The organism is Microbulbifer sp. Q7, assembly GCF_001639145.1.
Taxonomy (GTDB): domain Bacteria; phylum Pseudomonadota; class Gammaproteobacteria; order Pseudomonadales; family Cellvibrionaceae; genus Microbulbifer.
Genome location: NZ_LROY01000002.1, coordinates 469800 through 487865, shown reverse-complemented (window position 1 = coordinate 487865; position 18066 = coordinate 469800). Strand labels below are relative to the sequence as shown.

24 protein-coding genes are annotated in these 18066 nt (G+C 48.9%); 5 read left to right on the top strand and 19 right to left on the bottom strand.

The features are described 5' to 3' along the window. Window positions 1–161: 161 nt before the first annotated feature. Window positions 162–1649, bottom strand: a complete 1488-nt coding sequence (gene nhaA, locus AU182_RS07780) for a Na+/H+ antiporter NhaA (RefSeq protein ID WP_066963259.1) — start codon at window positions 1647–1649, stop codon at window positions 162–164. Between the two features lie 154 nt (window positions 1650–1803). Between nhaA and AU182_RS07775 the strand changes: the two genes are divergently transcribed. Next, window positions 1804–2562, top strand: coding sequence for a TlyA family RNA methyltransferase (locus tag AU182_RS07775; RefSeq protein WP_066963256.1), 759 nt, complete (start codon window positions 1804–1806; stop codon window positions 2560–2562). Window positions 2563–2585: 23 nt separating this feature from the next. Here the strand turns inward: AU182_RS07775 and AU182_RS07770 are convergent, their stop codons facing one another. Together AU182_RS07770 and AU182_RS07765 are read right to left on the bottom strand one after the other, a co-directional pair. Continuing rightward, a complete protein-coding gene (locus AU182_RS07770) occupies window positions 2586–2807 on the bottom strand; it encodes a DUF1272 domain-containing protein (protein WP_227718173.1) in 222 nt (73 codons plus the stop codon). A gap of 138 nt (window positions 2808–2945) precedes the next feature. Further along, on the bottom strand, window positions 2946–3290 hold the full coding sequence (locus tag AU182_RS07765; RefSeq protein WP_066963253.1) for a 4a-hydroxytetrahydrobiopterin dehydratase: 345 nt from the start codon (window positions 3288–3290) through the stop codon (window positions 2946–2948). A gap of 204 nt (window positions 3291–3494) precedes the next feature. On the opposite strand from AU182_RS07765, the gene AU182_RS07760 reads away from it, so the two are divergent. Continuing rightward, window positions 3495–5366 (top strand): DUF885 domain-containing protein, encoded by a 1872-nt coding sequence (locus tag AU182_RS07760; RefSeq protein WP_082859295.1) that lies wholly within the window; start codon window positions 3495–3497, stop codon window positions 5364–5366. 127 nt (window positions 5367–5493) lie between these two features. Here the strand turns inward: AU182_RS07760 and AU182_RS07755 are convergent, their stop codons facing one another. Further along, window positions 5494–5886, bottom strand: a complete 393-nt coding sequence (locus AU182_RS07755) for a hypothetical protein (RefSeq protein ID WP_066963247.1) — start codon at window positions 5884–5886, stop codon at window positions 5494–5496. Between the two features lie 137 nt (window positions 5887–6023). Further along, window positions 6024–6269: a hypothetical protein gene (locus tag AU182_RS16510; protein ID WP_153039182.1), complete on the bottom strand. Its 246-nt coding sequence runs from the start codon at window positions 6267–6269 to the stop codon at window positions 6024–6026. A 388-nt stretch (window positions 6270–6657) separates the two neighbouring features. Here AU182_RS16510 and AU182_RS07750 point away from each other — a divergent pair, with 388 nt between their 5' ends. Beyond that, entirely contained in the window at window positions 6658–7599 is a 942-nt protein-coding gene (locus tag AU182_RS07750) for an IS110 family transposase (protein WP_066967698.1), read from the top strand. 28 nt (window positions 7600–7627) lie between these two features. Here the strand turns inward: AU182_RS07750 and AU182_RS16505 are convergent, their stop codons facing one another. After that, complete coding sequence (locus tag AU182_RS16505; RefSeq protein ID WP_153039181.1) at window positions 7628–7873, bottom strand: hypothetical protein; 246 nt, start codon at window positions 7871–7873, stop codon at window positions 7628–7630. Between the two features lie 684 nt (window positions 7874–8557). Between AU182_RS16505 and AU182_RS16660 the strand changes: the two genes are divergently transcribed. Next, window positions 8558–8905, top strand: coding sequence for a transposase (locus AU182_RS16660; RefSeq protein ID WP_193754312.1), 348 nt, complete (start codon window positions 8558–8560; stop codon window positions 8903–8905). Window positions 8906–9079: 174 nt separating this feature from the next. Here the strand turns inward: AU182_RS16660 and AU182_RS07735 are convergent, their stop codons facing one another. Continuing rightward, window positions 9080–9484, bottom strand: a complete 405-nt coding sequence (locus AU182_RS07735; protein WP_066963238.1) for a hypothetical protein — start codon at window positions 9482–9484, stop codon at window positions 9080–9082. Window positions 9485–9616: 132 nt separating this feature from the next. Further along, the gene (locus tag AU182_RS16655) at window positions 9617–9874 is read right to left on the bottom strand and encodes a hypothetical protein (RefSeq protein WP_193754311.1); all 258 of its coding nucleotides are present in this window, start codon (window positions 9872–9874) and stop codon (window positions 9617–9619) included. A 386-nt stretch (window positions 9875–10260) separates the two neighbouring features. Here AU182_RS16655 and AU182_RS07725 point away from each other — a divergent pair, with 386 nt between their 5' ends. Further along, on the top strand, window positions 10261–11211 hold the full coding sequence (locus AU182_RS07725) for an IS110 family transposase (RefSeq protein WP_066962794.1): 951 nt from the start codon (window positions 10261–10263) through the stop codon (window positions 11209–11211). 449 nt (window positions 11212–11660) lie between these two features. On the opposite strand, the gene AU182_RS07720 is transcribed toward AU182_RS07725, so the two are convergent. The 11 genes from AU182_RS07720 to AU182_RS07680 all read right to left on the bottom strand — a co-directional run bounded on the left by AU182_RS07720 (window position 11661) and on the right by AU182_RS07680 (window position 17976). Then, window positions 11661–11978, bottom strand: coding sequence for a hypothetical protein (locus tag AU182_RS07720; protein WP_066963234.1), 318 nt, complete (start codon window positions 11976–11978; stop codon window positions 11661–11663). 120 nt (window positions 11979–12098) lie between these two features. Next, window positions 12099–12503 (bottom strand): hypothetical protein, encoded by a 405-nt coding sequence (locus AU182_RS07715; protein WP_153039180.1) that lies wholly within the window; start codon window positions 12501–12503, stop codon window positions 12099–12101. A 103-nt stretch (window positions 12504–12606) separates the two neighbouring features. After that, the gene (locus tag AU182_RS07710; RefSeq protein ID WP_153039179.1) at window positions 12607–13233 is read right to left on the bottom strand and encodes a hypothetical protein; all 627 of its coding nucleotides are present in this window, start codon (window positions 13231–13233) and stop codon (window positions 12607–12609) included. A 38-nt stretch (window positions 13234–13271) separates the two neighbouring features. After that, window positions 13272–13640 carry a DUF6559 family protein gene (locus AU182_RS16500; protein ID WP_153039178.1) on the bottom strand — a complete coding sequence of 123 codons (369 nt, stop codon included), beginning with the start codon at window positions 13638–13640 and terminating at the stop codon, window positions 13272–13274. A 121-nt stretch (window positions 13641–13761) separates the two neighbouring features. Next, a complete protein-coding gene (locus AU182_RS07705; RefSeq protein WP_066963225.1) occupies window positions 13762–14250 on the bottom strand; it encodes a hypothetical protein in 489 nt (162 codons plus the stop codon). 154 nt (window positions 14251–14404) lie between these two features. Beyond that, window positions 14405–14908: a DUF2846 domain-containing protein gene (locus tag AU182_RS07700; RefSeq protein WP_066963221.1), complete on the bottom strand. Its 504-nt coding sequence runs from the start codon at window positions 14906–14908 to the stop codon at window positions 14405–14407. A 143-nt stretch (window positions 14909–15051) separates the two neighbouring features. Then, window positions 15052–15531, bottom strand: coding sequence for a hypothetical protein (locus AU182_RS07695; RefSeq protein ID WP_153039177.1), 480 nt, complete (start codon window positions 15529–15531; stop codon window positions 15052–15054). A 540-nt stretch (window positions 15532–16071) separates the two neighbouring features. Beyond that, a complete protein-coding gene (locus tag AU182_RS16495; RefSeq protein WP_153039176.1) occupies window positions 16072–16422 on the bottom strand; it encodes a hypothetical protein in 351 nt (116 codons plus the stop codon). A 129-nt stretch (window positions 16423–16551) separates the two neighbouring features. Next, window positions 16552–16947, bottom strand: a complete 396-nt coding sequence (locus AU182_RS16490; protein WP_153039175.1) for a hypothetical protein — start codon at window positions 16945–16947, stop codon at window positions 16552–16554. Window positions 16948–17156: 209 nt separating this feature from the next. After that, window positions 17157–17375: a hypothetical protein gene (locus tag AU182_RS07685; protein ID WP_066963212.1), complete on the bottom strand. Its 219-nt coding sequence runs from the start codon at window positions 17373–17375 to the stop codon at window positions 17157–17159. 142 nt (window positions 17376–17517) lie between these two features. Beyond that, the gene (locus AU182_RS07680) at window positions 17518–17976 is read right to left on the bottom strand and encodes a hypothetical protein (protein WP_066963210.1); all 459 of its coding nucleotides are present in this window, start codon (window positions 17974–17976) and stop codon (window positions 17518–17520) included. Window positions 17977–18066: the final 90 nt, after the last annotated feature.

Below are 18066 nucleotides of genomic sequence, written 5' to 3'. Positions count from 1 at the left end.
GCCGGTGGAAGGAAATTGGTGGGCAACTGACCACCACCGGAGGCTGGTCTGTGGCCAGGGCACTCCGGGCAACACACCGCGCAACTGGCCGAATGGCTGCGCGGTGGTTGTCTGGCGCCGGTTACGGGTCATTCACTGGCTCCGCCAGAACGACCCGCCCATCAAGGCAGTTTGCGGGGCTCGCCCTGCCCCTTTTCGGCTTCACTGCCATCTGCAGAGGTCGCAGCTTCCGCCGCCAGAGCATCGCTATGGGCCAGCTGATCCGACTGGGTCGACTCCTCGATCGGCGCGCGGCGCAAAATCAGGAAGCCCGATACACCGGCGATGACCGACGCCAGCAATACGCCCGCCTTCGCCTGGATCAGCATCTCGTTTTCACCGGCAAATGCCAGTTCGGAAATAAAGATCGACATGGTGAAGCCAATACCACCCAGCAGCGCCACACCGATGATGTGGTGGAAGGTGGAGTGCTTGGGCAACTCGCCCCATCCCAGCTTCCAGCCGATCCAGGTCGCGCCCACAATGCCAATCAGCTTGCCGAACACCAGACCACAAATCACCCCGAGGGTGAGCGGATTGAACACCGCCTCGGTGCTGGTGAAGCTGTCGAACGGGATACCGGCGTTGGCGAGTGCGAAAATCGGCACCACGATGAACGCCACCGGGGTGTGCAATCGGGTCTCCATCCGTTGCAGCGGCGATTGCACCAGGTGAATGCCGTTGTCCAGCGCAGTTACCCGCGCACGCAACGCATCATTGGCAATAATCTTGTCACCCGGACGGAAGCAGCGATCAAAGCTGCGGATGATGTCTTTTACAAAAGTGCTAAACGCCACCGGGTCGTACTTGGGCTTGGCCGGGATAGCCATTGCCGTAATAACGCCTGCGAGCGTGGCGTGGACCCCGGTGACATAAAGGGCATACCACAAGAGGATCCCCACAAATATGTAGGCTGGCGACCGGCGCACCCCGGCAAACTTCAGCAGCCAGAGAATTCCCACCAGAATGCACGCGGCAATCAGCGCGGCCATGTTGACTTCTTCGGTGTACCAGATGGCAATCACCAGAATCGCACCCAGGTCGTCCACAATCGCCAGCGCAACCAGAAACGTCACCACGGCCCGTGGTACGCGGTTACCCAGAATTGCGATACACCCTACGGCGAACGCAATGTCCGTGGCCATGGGAATACCCCAGCCGCGCTCGGATGGCGTGCCGCCGTTGAGCGCATAAAAAATCGCCGCCGGCACAACCATGCCGCCGATCGCCGCCATTACCGGCAGCACGGCATTCCTGACCTCGGACAGCTCACCAACCAGGAATTCCCGCTTCAATTCCAGACCCACCAGCAGGAAGAAGATGGCCATCAAACCATCGTTGATCCAGTGATGAAAACTCATGGAAAGTGACCAGTCACCAAAGTTGTAACTGACCGGCAGATGCAGAATGTGCTTGTACGCCTCCTGCCAGGGCGAATTGGCGATAATCAGGGCAATCACCGCACAGATCATGAGTAGCACGCCACTGCTACTTTGGCGGTGTATGAACTCCTCAAATGGCGTAACAAGACGACCGAATGCGTTCTCCAGCGGGGCCTCGAATACCTTGCCCTTACGCACCCTAAACTTGCTCAGCACATTATTTGCCATCTAAAGCCGACTCCTGTGATGTTTACTGCCTGTGAGAAGTATGGAATTGTGCAGCGACTTCTCTGTTCGCGGCGCAGAGGGTAGCATGACAGCCAAATACACCGCTATCCCGATACTCGCCCAATACCGCCAACGAATGTGAGTCACACCCATCATGATACGCCTCGACCTGTTGCTGGTTCAGCAGCAACTCGCCAGTTCGCGCACCCACGCCCGCAAGCTGATCGATGCCGGGCGCGTTTTCCTGGCAGACGGCCATGACTGGCGCTCGGCCACCAAAGCCAGTCAATCCCTCAGCGAAGATACCCGCGTTCGGGTCGAGGCCATGCCGGAAGACCAGTACGTGTCTCGTGCGGGCCTGAAACTCGCCGGCATACTCGATCATACCGGCCTGAACCCCGCGGGCTGGCATGCTCTGGACGTGGGCTGCTCCACCGGTGGCTTCAGTGACTGTCTGCTGCAGCGGGGTGCCGAACAGGTCGTGGGCGTCGACGTGGGCCATGGCCAGCTCGCCAGGCCGCTGCTCGAAAACCCGCGTATGCACCTGTTTGAGGGCATCAACGCCCGCTATCTTACTGCCGAGCAGATAGCCCCGTTCGGGACAAAAGGCTTCGATGCCGTCGTCATGGACGTGTCGTTTATCTCACAAACCCTGATCCTGCCTCAGCTTCCTTCATTGTTGAAGGCTGGCGGTCACCTGTTGAGCCTAGTCAAGCCCCAGTTTGAGGTCGGCCCCGAGGGCATAGGGAAAGGCGGGCTGGTGCGCGATACTGCGCTGTACCAGCAGGTGCAGAACAAAATTTGTACACTTTGTGGGAAGCTGGGTCTGGACACCCAAACTTATATAGAAAGCCCGATTACGGGCGGTGATGGCAACCGGGAGTTTTTACTCTGGGCCCGTAAACATCAGTAAAGTGGGGCCCTATGCCATTCCTGTCAGGGCAGGATGGTTTCCAGCTTTGCCTTGAAACCGGATTTGGCGACAGCCGTGGGAGAACTGCGGCGGAGCGGCCGGAGCACCAGGTTTCCCTGGCAGTTAGGACACTCCCGTCTCAGCGCCTCGGTACACTCCGGGCAAAAGGTGCACTCGTAAGAGCAAATAAAGGCCTCATCGGCAAGGCCAAGTTGTGCACTGCAACGCTCGCAAGTGGCTTTCATCTTCAGCATCGTGGTCCTTCTCGTTTCCTCGTAACCCATCGAACGACTCTGGCAGGACACAGGAGAACCCGGCAGTAATTTCCACCGGGATCCCACAAGCTGAATAAGGGGGAAGGCTAATTTTTGACCGCTGGGCGCTTAATCGACATCCAGCTGTTTATCGGTCCTTGCCGCCATAATGAAATCATTTTTGTGCAGGCCGCCGGCCTCATGACTCCACCAGGTAACGGTAACCTTGCCCCATTCCGTCAGCAGTGCCGGGTGGTGCCCCACCTCCTCTGCGATCTCACCAACGCGGTTGGTAAACGCCAGCGCCTGCTTGAAGTTACGAAACTTGAAAACACGCTCTAACTGCATCACGCCGTCACGGGCAATGGGTGTCCAATCCGGGATTTCCCGCATCAGCTCGGCCAGCTCCTCGTCCGAGACCAGTGGCGCATCCGCTCGGCAGGCCTCACACGCCTGTGCTGCCAGTTCTGTCATACCAGACTCCTTTGATAATCATATGAATTTGATCGATTCGAATCGCGGCACTCCGCCACAAATTCAGGTTTTGCCACTTTAGCCGCCGCCAGAATATGACACAAGGCGACCTGGGTCACACAAAATAAATCCCACAGGAATTCATAACTACAAGTTGACTGTGCTAGTTTTTGAGCAGATTCCGTTAAAAGCTCGAGACGCACTATGAAATACCTGCTCACAGCCTTACTTCTGACGACCTTCGTATATGGATGCGGGGAGAAAGGCCCGCAACCAGTGCCATCGGAAAAAGACAGCAGCGCCAGCGAGGTGTCAGGTGCCAACCAACTAGCTTCCGGTGAAGTGGGCGCTAACCCCAAGCCCGCTGACAACACCAACGCAGCAAACACGACCACAGAGGCAGAGTTCCAGCACCTCAGCAACCAGATGGTAGAGCGCATGTGGCACCTGTTTCCCTCGTGGGCCATCAGCAATGGCTACTACGCCGTTGCTGAACGGCTGGAAGCACCCGACGAAAACTACCGACGTAAAGTGCTGGCCTTCGCCCGGGACTATCGCAACCAGTTCTCGCGATTCAAGCCCGAGTCACTGAGCGTCAATGCCCGTACCGATCTCGCCCTCATCCAAAACTTCCTCGACAAAACCGTGTGGGACCTGAAGGAGTTCAAATCTCACGAGTGGAATCCGGCGAACTACAACGTCTCACATGGCTTCGCCCTGATCCTCAACACAGACTACGCCCCGCTGGACGAACGACTGCGCGTATTCAGCAACCGTATGCAACTGGTGCCGGCTTACTATACCGCCGCCAAACAGGCGCTCACAAAACCCGCCTCCCCCCAGCTACTACTTGCCATACAACAGAATGAAGGGGCTCAGTCTGTATTTGGTGAGGAGACCGCGAAGAAACTTGCAGGAAGCGGCTTATCCGACAAAGAAAAAGAACTTTTTAACACTCGACTGACCCGGGTACGTGACGCCATAACTGACTACGTCACTTACCTCCAGACCATGCACGCCAAAATGGAAAAGGCTGATAGCTTCCGCGACTACCGGATCGGCGAAAAGCTGTATGAAGAAAAATTCTCGTACGACATACAGATTGGCATGACCGGCAAAGAACTGTACCAACGCGCCTTGCGAGAGAAAGATCGCCTGCACCTGAAAATGGATGAGTTGGCCGATAAGCTGTGGCCAAAGTATTTCAAAGGCGAACAAAAACCAGACGAGATTCTCGAAAAAATCGCCCGGGTACTGGAAAAGCTTTCTGAAAACCATGCTACCAAAGAGAACTTCAAAGCCGCTGTTGAGGCCCAGATTCCGGAACTCGAAGCATTCGTCAACGAGAAAGACCTGCTGACACTGGACCCCGACAAACCGCTAATCGTTCGCACCACACCACCCTACATGCGCGGATTCTCAGTTGCCTCTATCAACGCGCCGGGCCCCTACGATAAAGACGCCAACACTTACTATAACGTCATGCCCGTAGCAGACCTTGCGGACGATCGCGCCGAAAGCTTTCTCCGCGAGTACAACACCTACTTAATGCAGATTCTAAATATTCACGAAGCCATACCGGGGCATTACACCCAGCTGGTCTACGCCAATCAGTCGCCAAGCCTGATAAAAAACATACTCGGCAACGGCGCCATGATTGAAGGCTGGGCCGTATATACCGAGCGGATGATGCTGGAAGCGGGCTACGGCGACTTTTCGCCGGAACTATGGATGATGTACTACAAATGGAACCTGCGCACCGTAGTCAACACACTCCTCGACTATGCCATCCAGGTCAAAGGCATGACCGAACAGCAGGCCATGAATATGATGATGAAACAGGCCTTCCAGCAGAAAACCGAAGCCCAAGGCAAATGGCGGCGTGCCACCCTCAGCCAAGTTCAGCTTACCAGCTACTTTGCCGGCTATATGGATATCATGGCCCTGCGGGATGAAATCAAGGAACTTCAGGGTGACGATTTTAATCTCAAGCAGTTTCACGAAAAATTCTTGAGCTTTGGAAATTCACCGGTGCCGGTTATTCGGGAGCTTATGCTAGCGGAGATCAAGCAGTAGGTTTGACTATTTAGTGATTCTCAATCAGCCGACATGAAAACTAGCCCGCTTTTTTATAGCGCTTTAGATTAATTAGGTGCAAAAGCGGGGGAAGATCATGTCGCCCTGCCGCTGTTTGTTAGGTGGCTCACTGGGCACTGAGCTTTCGCTCCAGCGCCATATTATATTCTTTGGCATAACTGCTAAATTCATAAGACAGCTTACTATGCTCCTTACTCTCCAATGCATCTGACGTTCCCATGATATATCTAGAACCATATTTGCAGAGCAACTCCTTGTTGGATAGACCTGGATAGCCGATTCCGAAACCGCCAATTGCTATAAAGCGATAATCTTTATGCTTGATCCTCGCTTCTACATCCTTTCTAGGTGAATTTAAATTAATTGGCAATAGGTACGTCTTCAACACAGCTAGCTGAGTCGTCTCTGGAACTGTATCAGGATTCATCCAGCATGGAATCTCATTGGAAAAAGCGGATGAACTGAATAAAAAGAAAATAATTATACCCAACAGTCTCATGCTGATTTCCACCTAACGCCTGGCTCAGCGCGACATAGCGGCGCAGAGCTTTTGTGTAAAAATGTGAGCGCAGCGAACATCACAAAAGCGAAGCAAAGCTTATGGAGTCGGCTGCAGCCATTTGTTATAGGTCTGGGTCAAATACGCCACTTTCTATAGGAATCCAAAGTGAAGGCGAATGACAAGCCCAGAAACCCTAAGATACCCAGATGCGCCACCTTTGCTGAAGCCCCGCTCAGTTTGATTTCATATTTTGAGAGATATAAATCCCAACTACCAGTGGAAACAGCATGAGCAAGAATTACCGATTCACCTGCAATCAAAATCAGGGTAAATATGCTCCCGCCCAAGAAGCACTTGTAATAGAAATTTCTAGCACTCACTCAAACTTCTCAAAGACCTATAACGCCGCCGGCAGGGGCAGCTTACCTTGTGCGCATTTTGCGCGAAAATGGGAGCGCAGCGACCTGCGCAAAAGGTGCACAAGGTGCACAAGGTAAGCTGTCCCGCGGAGGGCCAGAGGCCCAGAGCACATTGCCCGGCCTTGTATGGTTGTTCTTATCATATTTTGGCGTTTTACGCCCTTCTCGCTAACGGGTAAATTGAGACCCACCTTCGGCGGCCACCGAAGGCCTTGTTTATCACAGTTCGCTGCCTGGCCGGTTCATAAAGACCGATAACAAGTATGAACGTGACAAACACTCACTAGGCATAACTCGAATAGTCATGTGGGCCTCGAGCCCGAATAGCAAGGCGGAGATAGCTTATCTTATGGAATATCAAGAGATCAATGTCGGTATCGATACCAGCAGCACCCAACTCGATATCTATGTGAGACCCACTGGCCAATTCTTTAGCGTCAAAAATGATAAAGAAGGTATCAAACAGGCAGTAGCCGATATACAGGCACTCACACCCACTAGAGTATTGATCGAGTCTACCGGGCGACTGGAGATGGAATTTGTGTGCGCCGCCGACAAGCGTGGGCTACCCATTGTTGTCTGCAATCCTTCACAAATCCGAAACTTTGCAAAGTCATCAGGACGGATCGCTAAAACCGACAAACTAGACGCCATGGACATAGCCCATTTTGGCGAAGCCATGAAACCAGCATTAACAGTCATCAAGCCGGAAAAACTACTCGAAATCAGTGACTTACTTGCTGTTCGCAGCCAATGTCTTGAAATGAGTACCATGCAGAAAAATCGCCTCAAGAGAATGCCAAAGTCGGTCCACGACCCTATTCGGCAAATCCTTACCGCGATCAAGACCGAACTACTTAAGATCGACAAGCAACTCGATAAGTTAATCAATAGCGTGACGGAGTGGAAAGAAAAGCGAGATTTGCTGCTCAGCGCGAAAGGTGTCGGCAATGTCCTGGCATATACGCTCATGAGTGAGCTGCCTGAACTGGGAAAACTTAACCGTAAGGAGATCGCTGCGCTCGTTGGTATCGCGCCGATGAACCGTGACAGTGGGCGCTTTCAAGGCAAGCGATTTATCCGGGGTGGACGTCACCGCGTCAGAACGGTTCTATTTGTCTCGATGATGTCAGCGATCCAGTGTCACCCCAAACTAAAACCAATGTATGAGCGTATGGTAGCTGCTGGGAAACCTAAGAAAGTTGCCATTGTTGCCTGCATGCGCAAGCAACTAACGATCCTAAACACGATGGTCAAGAACAACACCTACTGGGACGAAAAAATGGCCTAATCGCTTGACGAGGGACCATAGTCACTTGTTATGTTTTGGCCTCACGATTCAATAACTTTTTACCAAAATAGGCCAAAATAGCCAATGGTATTAAATATTGAACAGCTATCTGAAAACCTGTCCTGATATAGAAACGAATAGACTCTCGGATTTCCTCTTGAGTTACTTCGGGCTTAACTAGCTGGAAATCAGACCAGCCAACCCACAAACAAACGCAGAGCAAGATAAATAATATGACGTTTGTCAAAACTTGTTTGTTTGAATTACTAGACATTGCATCTCCTTATGCGACTAAAAACATAACGCCTTGCGCAGCGGCGGCTTACTTTGTGCATTTTTTGCGCGAAAACAGGAGCGTAGCGACTGCGCAAAAAATGCACAAAGTAAGGCGTCGGTCTGCCGCAACTTGTATGGTCTAATTCCCCCGAATTCGGTAAGTTGAAGCCCGTAACATCTCTCACCATGTTACCGGCTACCTAGCTCGATGCACGCCAGATCTCTAAAGATCGTTAACAAGCCTGAGCGGGTGGCCGACCCGATTTACAAACTCGAACAGTCGAATGGGCTTCAAGCCCGAATTTAGCAAGGACGAGTCATTATGACGAACCGTAAAAGTGCTGAGGCGGGAGTTAACGTGGGCGTGCATATCGGAACGGCGTATCTCGATTTCCATATTCATGAGAGAGACGTTTACTGGAGATCAGACAACACTCCTGACGGTATTAGATACTCGCTCAACTCGTATAACTTCGTATAATGTATGCTATACGAAGTTATGCACCATTATACGAAGTTATACGACAAGCTCGATGCCGCTCTGATTGCTGAATCTGCAGCGAGGATTCAGCCGAAACCGAGTAGATCACAGAGGAAAAACCTTCGTGAAATCAGAGACTTGCTAGCTCGTCGTCGCCAACTCATGAACATGAGGACACGCGAACCTAACAGGCAGTCGATCATGGGTGATGGCGTATTGGCCAGCACCTATCGAAGGCTAATCAAGCAGCTGGATAAAGAGGTTGAGTGGGTTGATCAGAAGCTAAATGCAGCTATCGAGAAGGAGTCTGCATGGGATGAAAAGAAAGCTCTTTTGGAAAGCGTTCCTGGTGTTGGCGACGTCCTGGTACATACTCTGCTGGGTGACCTTCCCGAGCTCGGCACACTGAATAACAAACAGATTGCAGCGCTCACCGGTGTAGCACCAATGAATCGAGTTAGTGGAAAGCTGCGCGGAAAAAGAAGGATCAGAGGCGGTAGATCAACTGTCCGCGTGGTTCTCTACATGGCGGCGGTTAGCGCCAACTGATGCAACCCAGCGATCAAAGCCCACTATCAAAATTTAGTAGCCCAGGGGAAGCACAAGAAAGTGGCGATCACTGCCTGCATGAGAAAAATGATCACAATTTTGAACGCGATGGTTCGCGATGGAGAACCCTGGGCTGCCTAGTTATTTTCTTGGGGTTGCAACCACAGTCGCTTGTTATGACCATTTCTCAAGGCCTAGGTACACTACAGTGGCTAGAGCACTTACTGCCAACGTTGGGTATAAAAAAAGCGTCTTTAATTCATTGTTAATGCCGCCAACTACAAGAAAACCCACTATGTTAGCTAGGCCCGAGAGAACTACTGCTACGCCGGCAGCTCCACAGAATACAGCCAGGTAGTGACTGCTACTGATCATAATTTTAATGCGATAAAATACACTGTATCCAATTGTCACCAACCCGAACGCGACGGGAAGAGAAAAGAGCACTGTTATCGACAAAAATACTATCACCTCATGAAATGTACTCCCCTGAAGAAATAAATTTATGGGAAGAGCGATAAAAATTAAAACTCCATATGAAATAAAGGCGCTCAAAAGAAATTTAGATTTATCGCTCATTTTCAGTGAACCTGAGGTCATAACGCCGTTATAACCGGCCGGAACGTAGTTGTTTAAAGTGTGCTATTAAAGCACACTTTAAACGACGCAGTGGAGGTCCAGCCAGCTTGCTGGCGGTGGTTGATAACTTTGTTATGAGTTTTTCTTTTTACTGGCACGTTTGTCTTTGAAAGTACGCCACCGGCTTGCAGCCCCAGCGACCTTACCCCTTGCCCCGCTAAAAGCCTGCCATTTTGGCATTTTAGGCTTAGTTAGAGTGAATAGAGCTTTTAGCATGGCTACGAACGCTACACATAGCCAAAACAAAGCTTCCAGCACTAGAAATGCAAAAGGCACCACAATCTCTAGTGTCGGAGTAATGAGAAAAATTATGGCCTCTACAATTGCCATAATGATTCCAATAAAAATACTCAAGATATCGTCAATGAAGGCTGGGTGCTCCTCTTAACTCATAACGCCCGCAACAGGGGCGACCAATACTGTGCACATTTTGTGCGAAACTAGTAGCGCAGCGACTCGCACAAAATGTGCATAGTGTTGGGCGTCCCACGGAGGCCCGAAGGGCCGGAGTTAACTGCTTGCGCTTGTATGGTCTAATTCCCCCGAATTCGGTAAGTTGAAGCCCGTAACATCTCTCACCATGTTACCGGCTACCTAGCTCGATGCACGCCAGATCTCTAAAGATCGTTAACAAGCCTGAGCGGGTGGCCGACCCGATTTACAAACTCGAACAGTCGAATGGGCTTCAAGCCCGAATTTAGCAAGGACGAGTCATTATGACAAACCGTAAAAGTGCTGAGGCGGGAGTTAACGTGGGCGTGGATATCGGAAAGGAGTATCTCGATTTCCATATTCATGAGAGAGACGTTTACTGGAGATCAGACAACACTCCTGACGGTATTAGATACTCGCTCAACCGAATATCTCGCTACCAAGTCGCAAGGCTGGTCATGGAGGCCACAGGCCGCTATGAGTTGCTCTTAGCAGATGCCGCATTCGAGCGGAAGATGCCGGTGGTCATCGCGAACCCCCGCGCGATCCGACGCTACGCCGGTGCTGTAGAACAACTGGCTAAAACGGACAAGCTCGATGCCGCTCTGATTGCTGAATTTGCAGCGAGGATTCAGCCGAAACCGAGTAGATCACAGAGTAAAAACCTTCGTGAAATCAGAGACTTGCTAGCTCGTCGTCGCCAACTCATGAACATGAGGACACGCGAACTTAACAGGCAGTCGATCATGGGTGATGGCGTATTGGCCAGCACCTATCGAAGGCTAATCAAGCAGCTGGATAAAGAGGTTGAGTGGGTTGATCAGAAGCTAAATGCAGCTATCGAGAAGGAGTCTGCATGGGATGAAAAGAAAGCTCTTTTGAAAAGCGTTCCTGGTGTTGGCGACGTCCTGGTACATACTCTTCTGGGTGACCTTCCCGAGCTCGGCACACTGAATAACAAACAGATTGCAGCGCTCACCGGTGTAGCACCAATGAATCGAGATAGTGGAAAGCTGCGCGGAAAAAGAAGGATCAGAGGCGGTAGATCAACTGTCCGCGTGGTTCTCTACATGGCGACGGTTAGCGCCACCTTATGCAACCCAGCGATCAAAGCCCACTATCAAAATTTAGTAGCCCAGGGGAAGCACAAGAAAGTGGCGATCACTGCCTGCATGAGAAAAATGATCACAATTTTGAACGCGATGGTTCGCGATGGAGAACCCTGGGCTGCCTAGTTATTTTCTTGGGGTTGCAACCACAGTCGCTTGTTATGAGTACATCCAGTAGGAGTAGCGCAAAGAAGAGAAAAAAGAATATGAATGATACTTCGTACTTTCTTTTCACCCGCACCTTCGACACTAATACAACCTCTGGCAGGTCTTCTCGCTCCAACTCTGCATTTCCAAAGAACAGCCCCCAATAATAGTAGGACTGATTGAATAGCGAAAAATACTTCTTATGAAGCTCTGGACGCTCACTTCTCACGACCTTTAAAAGGCGTCTGCCTGATACCGTAGCTGAGAGGAATAAGACAAATCCCGCAGCAAAACAAAGTATTCCAAAAATTAGCATATTGTCTGAACGTACTCATAACGCCCCGCACAGGGGCAGACAAATAAGCGTAGCGTTTTGGCTGTCCCAGCGACCAACGGGAGCGATTTGCTGCGGCTTGTTAGGTGGGACGCTACCATGGACGAACTCCTCTCTTGGCTGGACTAACGTTGCCAGTTTCTAGATTTACCACAAAATCTAGGCCTATCCAGTTACCAGCTATAAGCTGGCCATCTTTAATCTGAATATCCATATACGCTTTGTCTTCGCTCTGACCTCCCGCCGGGCATTCTTGAATTATCCAAGCAAGTTCACCACCTGCCTTATAAGCCTCAATATTTCTATTTAGTTTCTCACGAGGATAACTTGAAAGAGCGTCATCGGAGGGATATCGCCTGATTATCTCGAGCCCTTGTATTTCAACTCTCTGTTCAATGTTGCTGCTATCCATGAGTACACCTAACGCCCAGCGCAGGCGCAGCCAGCGCGGAGCGCATTTTGTGTTAATGTTTGAGCGCCAGCGAGTAACACAAAAGGTGCGTAGCGTTGGCTGTCGCTCTGCCGCTGTTTGTTATCTTCCATTTTCAATGAACCATTTGCCCTGCCGCATTATGGATTGGTCCCGTTGCTTTGTAATCCTGACCATATTGGATACTGCCCCATTAGCAGATCCATGATCCTTCTCTGTAAGAAACTTCTCAACCTCAGGTTTGCTGGCATGAAGAATGATATCCAAATATTCACGCTGCTTCTCTTTGGTTAGAGCTGAGCTTCCACTTTGAAACGGATGATGCAATGCTGCGTGTACAAATACAGCTCTCTCAGCATCTTTTTCAAGAATCTCAAAGTCTATTTTTTCCAATTCAACTTTTACTTCATACTCCATGTGCCCGCTAGCAATATATAGCTCCAAGAAGTACATTTCTCCGTCTTTAGAGGCAGACATGTAAAGCTCATTGAATTTTATTTCTTTCACGACTATCTCATTTAAGCCCGGAGAAGTGGTAAGGAAGATAACGCTCGGTTTAGGGGCGGCTGGAGCGTAGCGTAAGCCGTCCCAGCCGCGTATTTCGCGGCGACTACAACCGCTTGTTATCTTGTTCCTGGAATGAATCTAAAAAACTTCGAACCTGCGGGTCTAAGAATTGACTTTTTGGGCTAGTGACCGTCATTTGGTAGAAGTTATTTCCAATTGAAAACACTCTAGAAATAACCATAAATTCGCCTTCATCGATTGAAAGAGTAAACTCTCTCATTGTTATGCCGGCATGCACTTTTTCTACTTCAAGTGTAACTATTCCATCAGTTGCTTTAGACGCACCTATTTTTGCCGACTCCAAGACGGCTATTTTTTGATCTTCCTCTAAGTTATCAAGCGGCAATTCGGACACTGAAAGATTGAAATCGATAGAATTACTTTTTGAGCTAATACTTGAAACCTTAACATCGCCTAGTCCAGTTTCAACTTCCATATTTCTGAAGCTATATTCACTCGGAAACTCGATAAAATACGGCTCTTGTTCAAGAGCATATATGTTAGCCAGATCTTTTCCCCCACAGGCAGAGACCATGAGAGCAAGAACAATGGAAATACTTTTTTTAAACACGGATATTCCACTCAAAAGATAACGCTGTGCGCAGCGGCGGCTTGCTTTGTGAATTTTTTGCGCGAAAATAGGAGCGAAGCGACTGCGCAAAAAGTGCATAAAGTAAGACGTCGGTCTGCCGCACCTTGTTAAATGCATCAATCTATGCCGCCAGCATCCATACTATGGGAGCCACTACCAAAATCCGAACCAACAGATGCTACATCATTACTGCTAAAGTTCGAATTTCCATAAAAGTGAAGATTTCCCACTTCACCACGCATTACCCCGTAATCACATGCCTCGCCAATTTCATTGTGAAACTGATCAAAGTCCTTCTTTGAGCAAAAAATTGCAATTGCGTAGCAGGTGTAAATGACTGACAGCCCATTTCGCTCAATCGTAGCCCTCACCTGTTTCGGGCGATATCTTTTAGACTTCCCATAGTCCTTCGCTAGCAATCTTGGTAATTTACGTAAATACGATTTTATTGCTCTATTTCGTTTTATCTTTCGGATAAATTGCATTGCTAATTCCCTTTGGCCATTTAACGCTAAGTTAACCGGCGCACAGTGCGAAGCACGCTTTTCTGCGTCCGACGAAGGCCGCTCGCGGCCGGAGTGTAGTTGAACTCCTTGTTAAAAGGCACTAGGTACGGCCTCGCAGCTTATTAAATAGATTAAGCCAGAAGGTAGACGCGCTAACAAGCCATAAGCCAATGGCTAACTGGAACACCAAACCAGCTGGCCATAAAATGCTTGATGACGATATTTCCACTGTGTTTGGTATAAATGACAGTGAGCGAGGTAGATAAGCTAAAGCATTAACAATAAAGTATAAACCTGCTAGCTGAAACAATGCTTTTTGAGAGTCACTACTCAGTGTTGCCGCGGAGTTGGATTTGGCACTCTTTAAAACTGAGTTGGCAGCTTTGCTGATTAAGAATGCTGCGATGAGCCCGACTAGGATAAATGTCCCTATGAGGCCAACATATACCCCCATAGGTATTTCTTGCTGCTGATATTGCTCAACGCTGGCGAACAGCATTACAAGGCTTGGCAAATTCAAGATAAGCTGAATTAAAAGCCAGATTGAAAATAGCCTTAATGCGATTGCTGTGATTTGCTGCGTAATCATGTTTTGCCTTTTAACGCCCACAGCAGGGGCGGCTTACCTTGTGCGCATTTTGCGCAAAAATGGGAGCGTAGCGACCAGCGCAAAATGTGCACAAGGTAAGCTGTCCCGCGGAGGCCCGTAGGGCCGTAGCTTTACTGCCTGTGATTGTTAGAAATCAAATGGACTCTTTAAGTGGCACTAAGTCCTTTATAGCTACCTCTGTTTCCTTTTGGTAAAGCGCATGCGCGCCAGAAGAAAACACATGAGTTCGACCATCGGTTAATCCTAAGCCGATCTTTTTGATAGCAAGAGCATCATCAGTTACGTTGCCGCTAGTAAAAATGAACTCGTAAAAATACGTTTTTCCTGGCTCCGCAGTGAACTTGTATTCAATTAATCTAGGTCCCATAAAAGCATTAGTTTGAAGCACTAACTCTTGCTCTCCGGGTGACACCTCCGCACGCAGAAACCCTTGCCCCCAAAGACATCCATGCTCCGCTTCATTAAGTAAAAATTTTAGGCACGCGGTCACACCGTCATCTGAATATTTTTTGTATATATAAACAACAGATTTTGACTCTTTCGCTTCGTCTAGCCCAGAGAAGACTGGCCCTTTCGCCACTGTCCATATACAACCGCTGAGAAGCATTGCAAGTATCGCTATCGATAATTTCTTCATTTTTGTCCTCGATATTTCATTATATTTCTAACGCCGTGCGCAGCAGCGGCTTACTTTGCGTAGTTTTTGCGCGAACATAGGAGCGTAGCGACTGCGCAAAAAGTGCGCAAAGTAAGACGTCGGTCTGCCGCACCTTGTTATGTTCATTTGTGGCTCTGCGCCATAAATTTCACTGTTTTATACCACCTATCTTCGGTAGATCGAACTACCTCAAAGGCCTTTGGATGATCAATACCCATGATTAGAAGGTATGTTTCTCCAACCGTAAATTTTCCATAGACTTTGCAATCACCGGGAGCAACAAAGTTTCCTACGTATGAATTGGCCCAAAACACAACATCTTCATGCCTGGAGAAATCTATGGGGCCCGTTTCATAGAGAAACCCGTCAAGTGAAAATTTTTCTTTGCCACTTTCTCCTTTCAAAACTTCTTTTGTTTTAAAAGTAAACTTTGCCATTCCTTGAGCTTTGAAAGACGGCTTCTCTTCAATGGCTTCAGCGAGCACAATCTTGTCTATTTGATAATACAGTCTATCAATGGCTGTAAAATGTCTCTCTGGAGGAGAAAAGCATGCCTGGGCCAGACCTGGGAGGACTAGAAATATAAGAAGGAATCTATTCATGGTTCTGAACATAACGAATTAGATATGCGGCGCCGTTAAGAAAATTGGCGGCACCTTTGCGAAAGCAAAGGTGATGAAAATTTTTAGGTGACCGCATTATCGTCTTGTTATGAGCTGCTCGTGGCACGATGCCAGAATTCACTCATTAACCTGTTCTGGCTTCACCACAATTTGCTACGGAGGAAAGGACTGCCAGCGCTAGATTCGCGGCCTTGCTTCGATGCGTCTGCGGCGTCCGCATAAACTTCGTTATGCGAGCGTCGCTGAAGCTTCGAAGCCTACACGAAGGACGAATCGTTGACTACAGATTTTAACGCCAATACTGTATTTTTATACAGCACCCCTTTCCAACTCCTTTTACTCTATATGAACCCCGCACGAACTTGAGCGAGCGGCTCATAACGCCCACAGCAGGGGCGGCTTACCTTATGCGCGTTTTGCGCGAAAATGGGAGCGAAGCGACCGCGCAAAACGTGCATAAGGTAAGACGTCCCGCGGAGGCCCGAAGGGCCGGAGCTTCACTGCCTGTGATTGTTAAGTTCATTCCCCTTTACTACGAACCCACTCGGACGTAATTGACGCTCTTGTAGCGCTCCAGCCAGGAGGTAAATCTGCGATTGAATACAAAGTAGGATCAAGCGATACGATCTCGCCCATACCTACGATCATGAGATCTTCTGATTTATTAGTAGTACCACAGGTAAACGCCCATGAATCATCATCCGCGTAGTGCACCACCATTAATACTGGAAATGAGTCCTTAACGACCTGCTTTGTCGTTATCGCGGCAACATTTCTTGCTTGATCAAATGGCCAATCCATTTTTTCTACTCCACTCGCGGATAACGAACAACTAAACATCAGCAGAAATTTAATAAATTGCTTTTTCATACGTGGAACTTAACGCCCAGCGCAGGCGCAGCCAGCGCGGAGCGCGTTTTGTGTTAATGTTTGAGCGCCAGCGAGTAACACAAAAAGTGCGTAGCGTTGGCTGTCGCCCTGCCGCTGTTTGTTATGCAGTTACGAGGGAAAACACAACCCTTCGAATGCGTTTTCTTCTTTTCCCCAGCGGAGATGAAGCACTCTAAAGGCGTTATCTACAAGCCGATCCTCTTTTTTATATCTATAAAAAATATAAAGATGCCCCTGAACCTCTTTAAATGCTTTGAAGTATTCGTAATTTTTGCTATTCGGAGCATCAACAGCTTCAAGAGGCGCTGATCCGTTTGCTCCGATAATTGTTGGATTAGGAAGACTTGGGTTACTTATTTTAAAATCTAAATAATCAACCCGTCCCATGTAATTTTCGGATAGAAGCTTACACTCAAAAACACTTACATTTTCTGATTCTGCTAAAGAGCTGCCGAGCAAAAAAAATCCTGCGGCAATTCTAGGTATTATCTTGTTTTTGTACACTCCAACCCGTCCTAACATATGCAAATCTCATAATTCTATTAAACGATATTCATACCGCTGCATAACGCCGCCGGCAGGGGCAGCTTACCTTGTGCGCGTTTTGCGCAAAAATGGGAGCGCAGCGACCTGCGCAAAACGTGCGCAAGGTAAGCTGTCCCGCGGAGGGCCGAAGGCCCGGAGCGAATTGCCCGGCCTTGTTATAAACCGAATTACGCTCGGGACTCACCCTCTTTAACCAGATCGCGCTTAAACATTAAAACTACAACATAAATAAGGCCAAAAATAGGCACGATAGAAAATACCGCCCCAAGTACGGCGGCCAATACAGGCGTTTCTGTTTTTCTTCTACCAAGGTAATAGCTGATGATCGCAATAACTACTGCAAAGATGATTATGAACTGCCCGATTACTGTCAAAGGTATATTCATGATGTACTACTTTATTCTCGTTACTTGGGTTTATAACGCTGTGCGCAGCGGCGGCTTACTTTGTGTGGTTTTTGCGCGAAAATAGGAGCGTAGCGACTGCGCAAAAAGCGCGCAAAGTAAGCCGTCGGTCTGCCGCACCTTGTTATACAATTTCTTGGCACTTGAGTTCCGCGAGACTAACCAAGCCATCTCTTGACTTAACTTGAAGTGTGTCAAGCTGGGAGCCTAAGTTCGCTACATTGAAACCGTTTGAATATTGGTTACCTGGCAACCTTTTGTGTAGCGCATTGAACTTGTTGAGAAGCGGTGTCATTTCAGGTTCTCCCGGTACTTTTGCTACGACTTTACCGGTAATAACGTACAAGACGCCGCCCTTTTCTCCTTTTATCTCTCCATATTCTATTGGAGAGCTGACCTTGTAGATCGTGCTCATTTTCCTGCTTGCACTTATAACACAAGCCAAGTCACCTTCAGAAATTTCGAGCCAATCTGAATTCACCTTATTGCTGATTTGTTTTTCGGAGAGATCAAAAACTACCCCCCCTACATCAGGGAAAATTCTTTTGTAATCTCTATTATCTTTATTATTTAGTATGAACATTGTTTACCTTGTATAACGCCGCGCTCAGCCGCGGACAATTTTGGGCGCTTTATGCGCGATAATGGGAGCGCAGCGACCGCGCATAAAGTG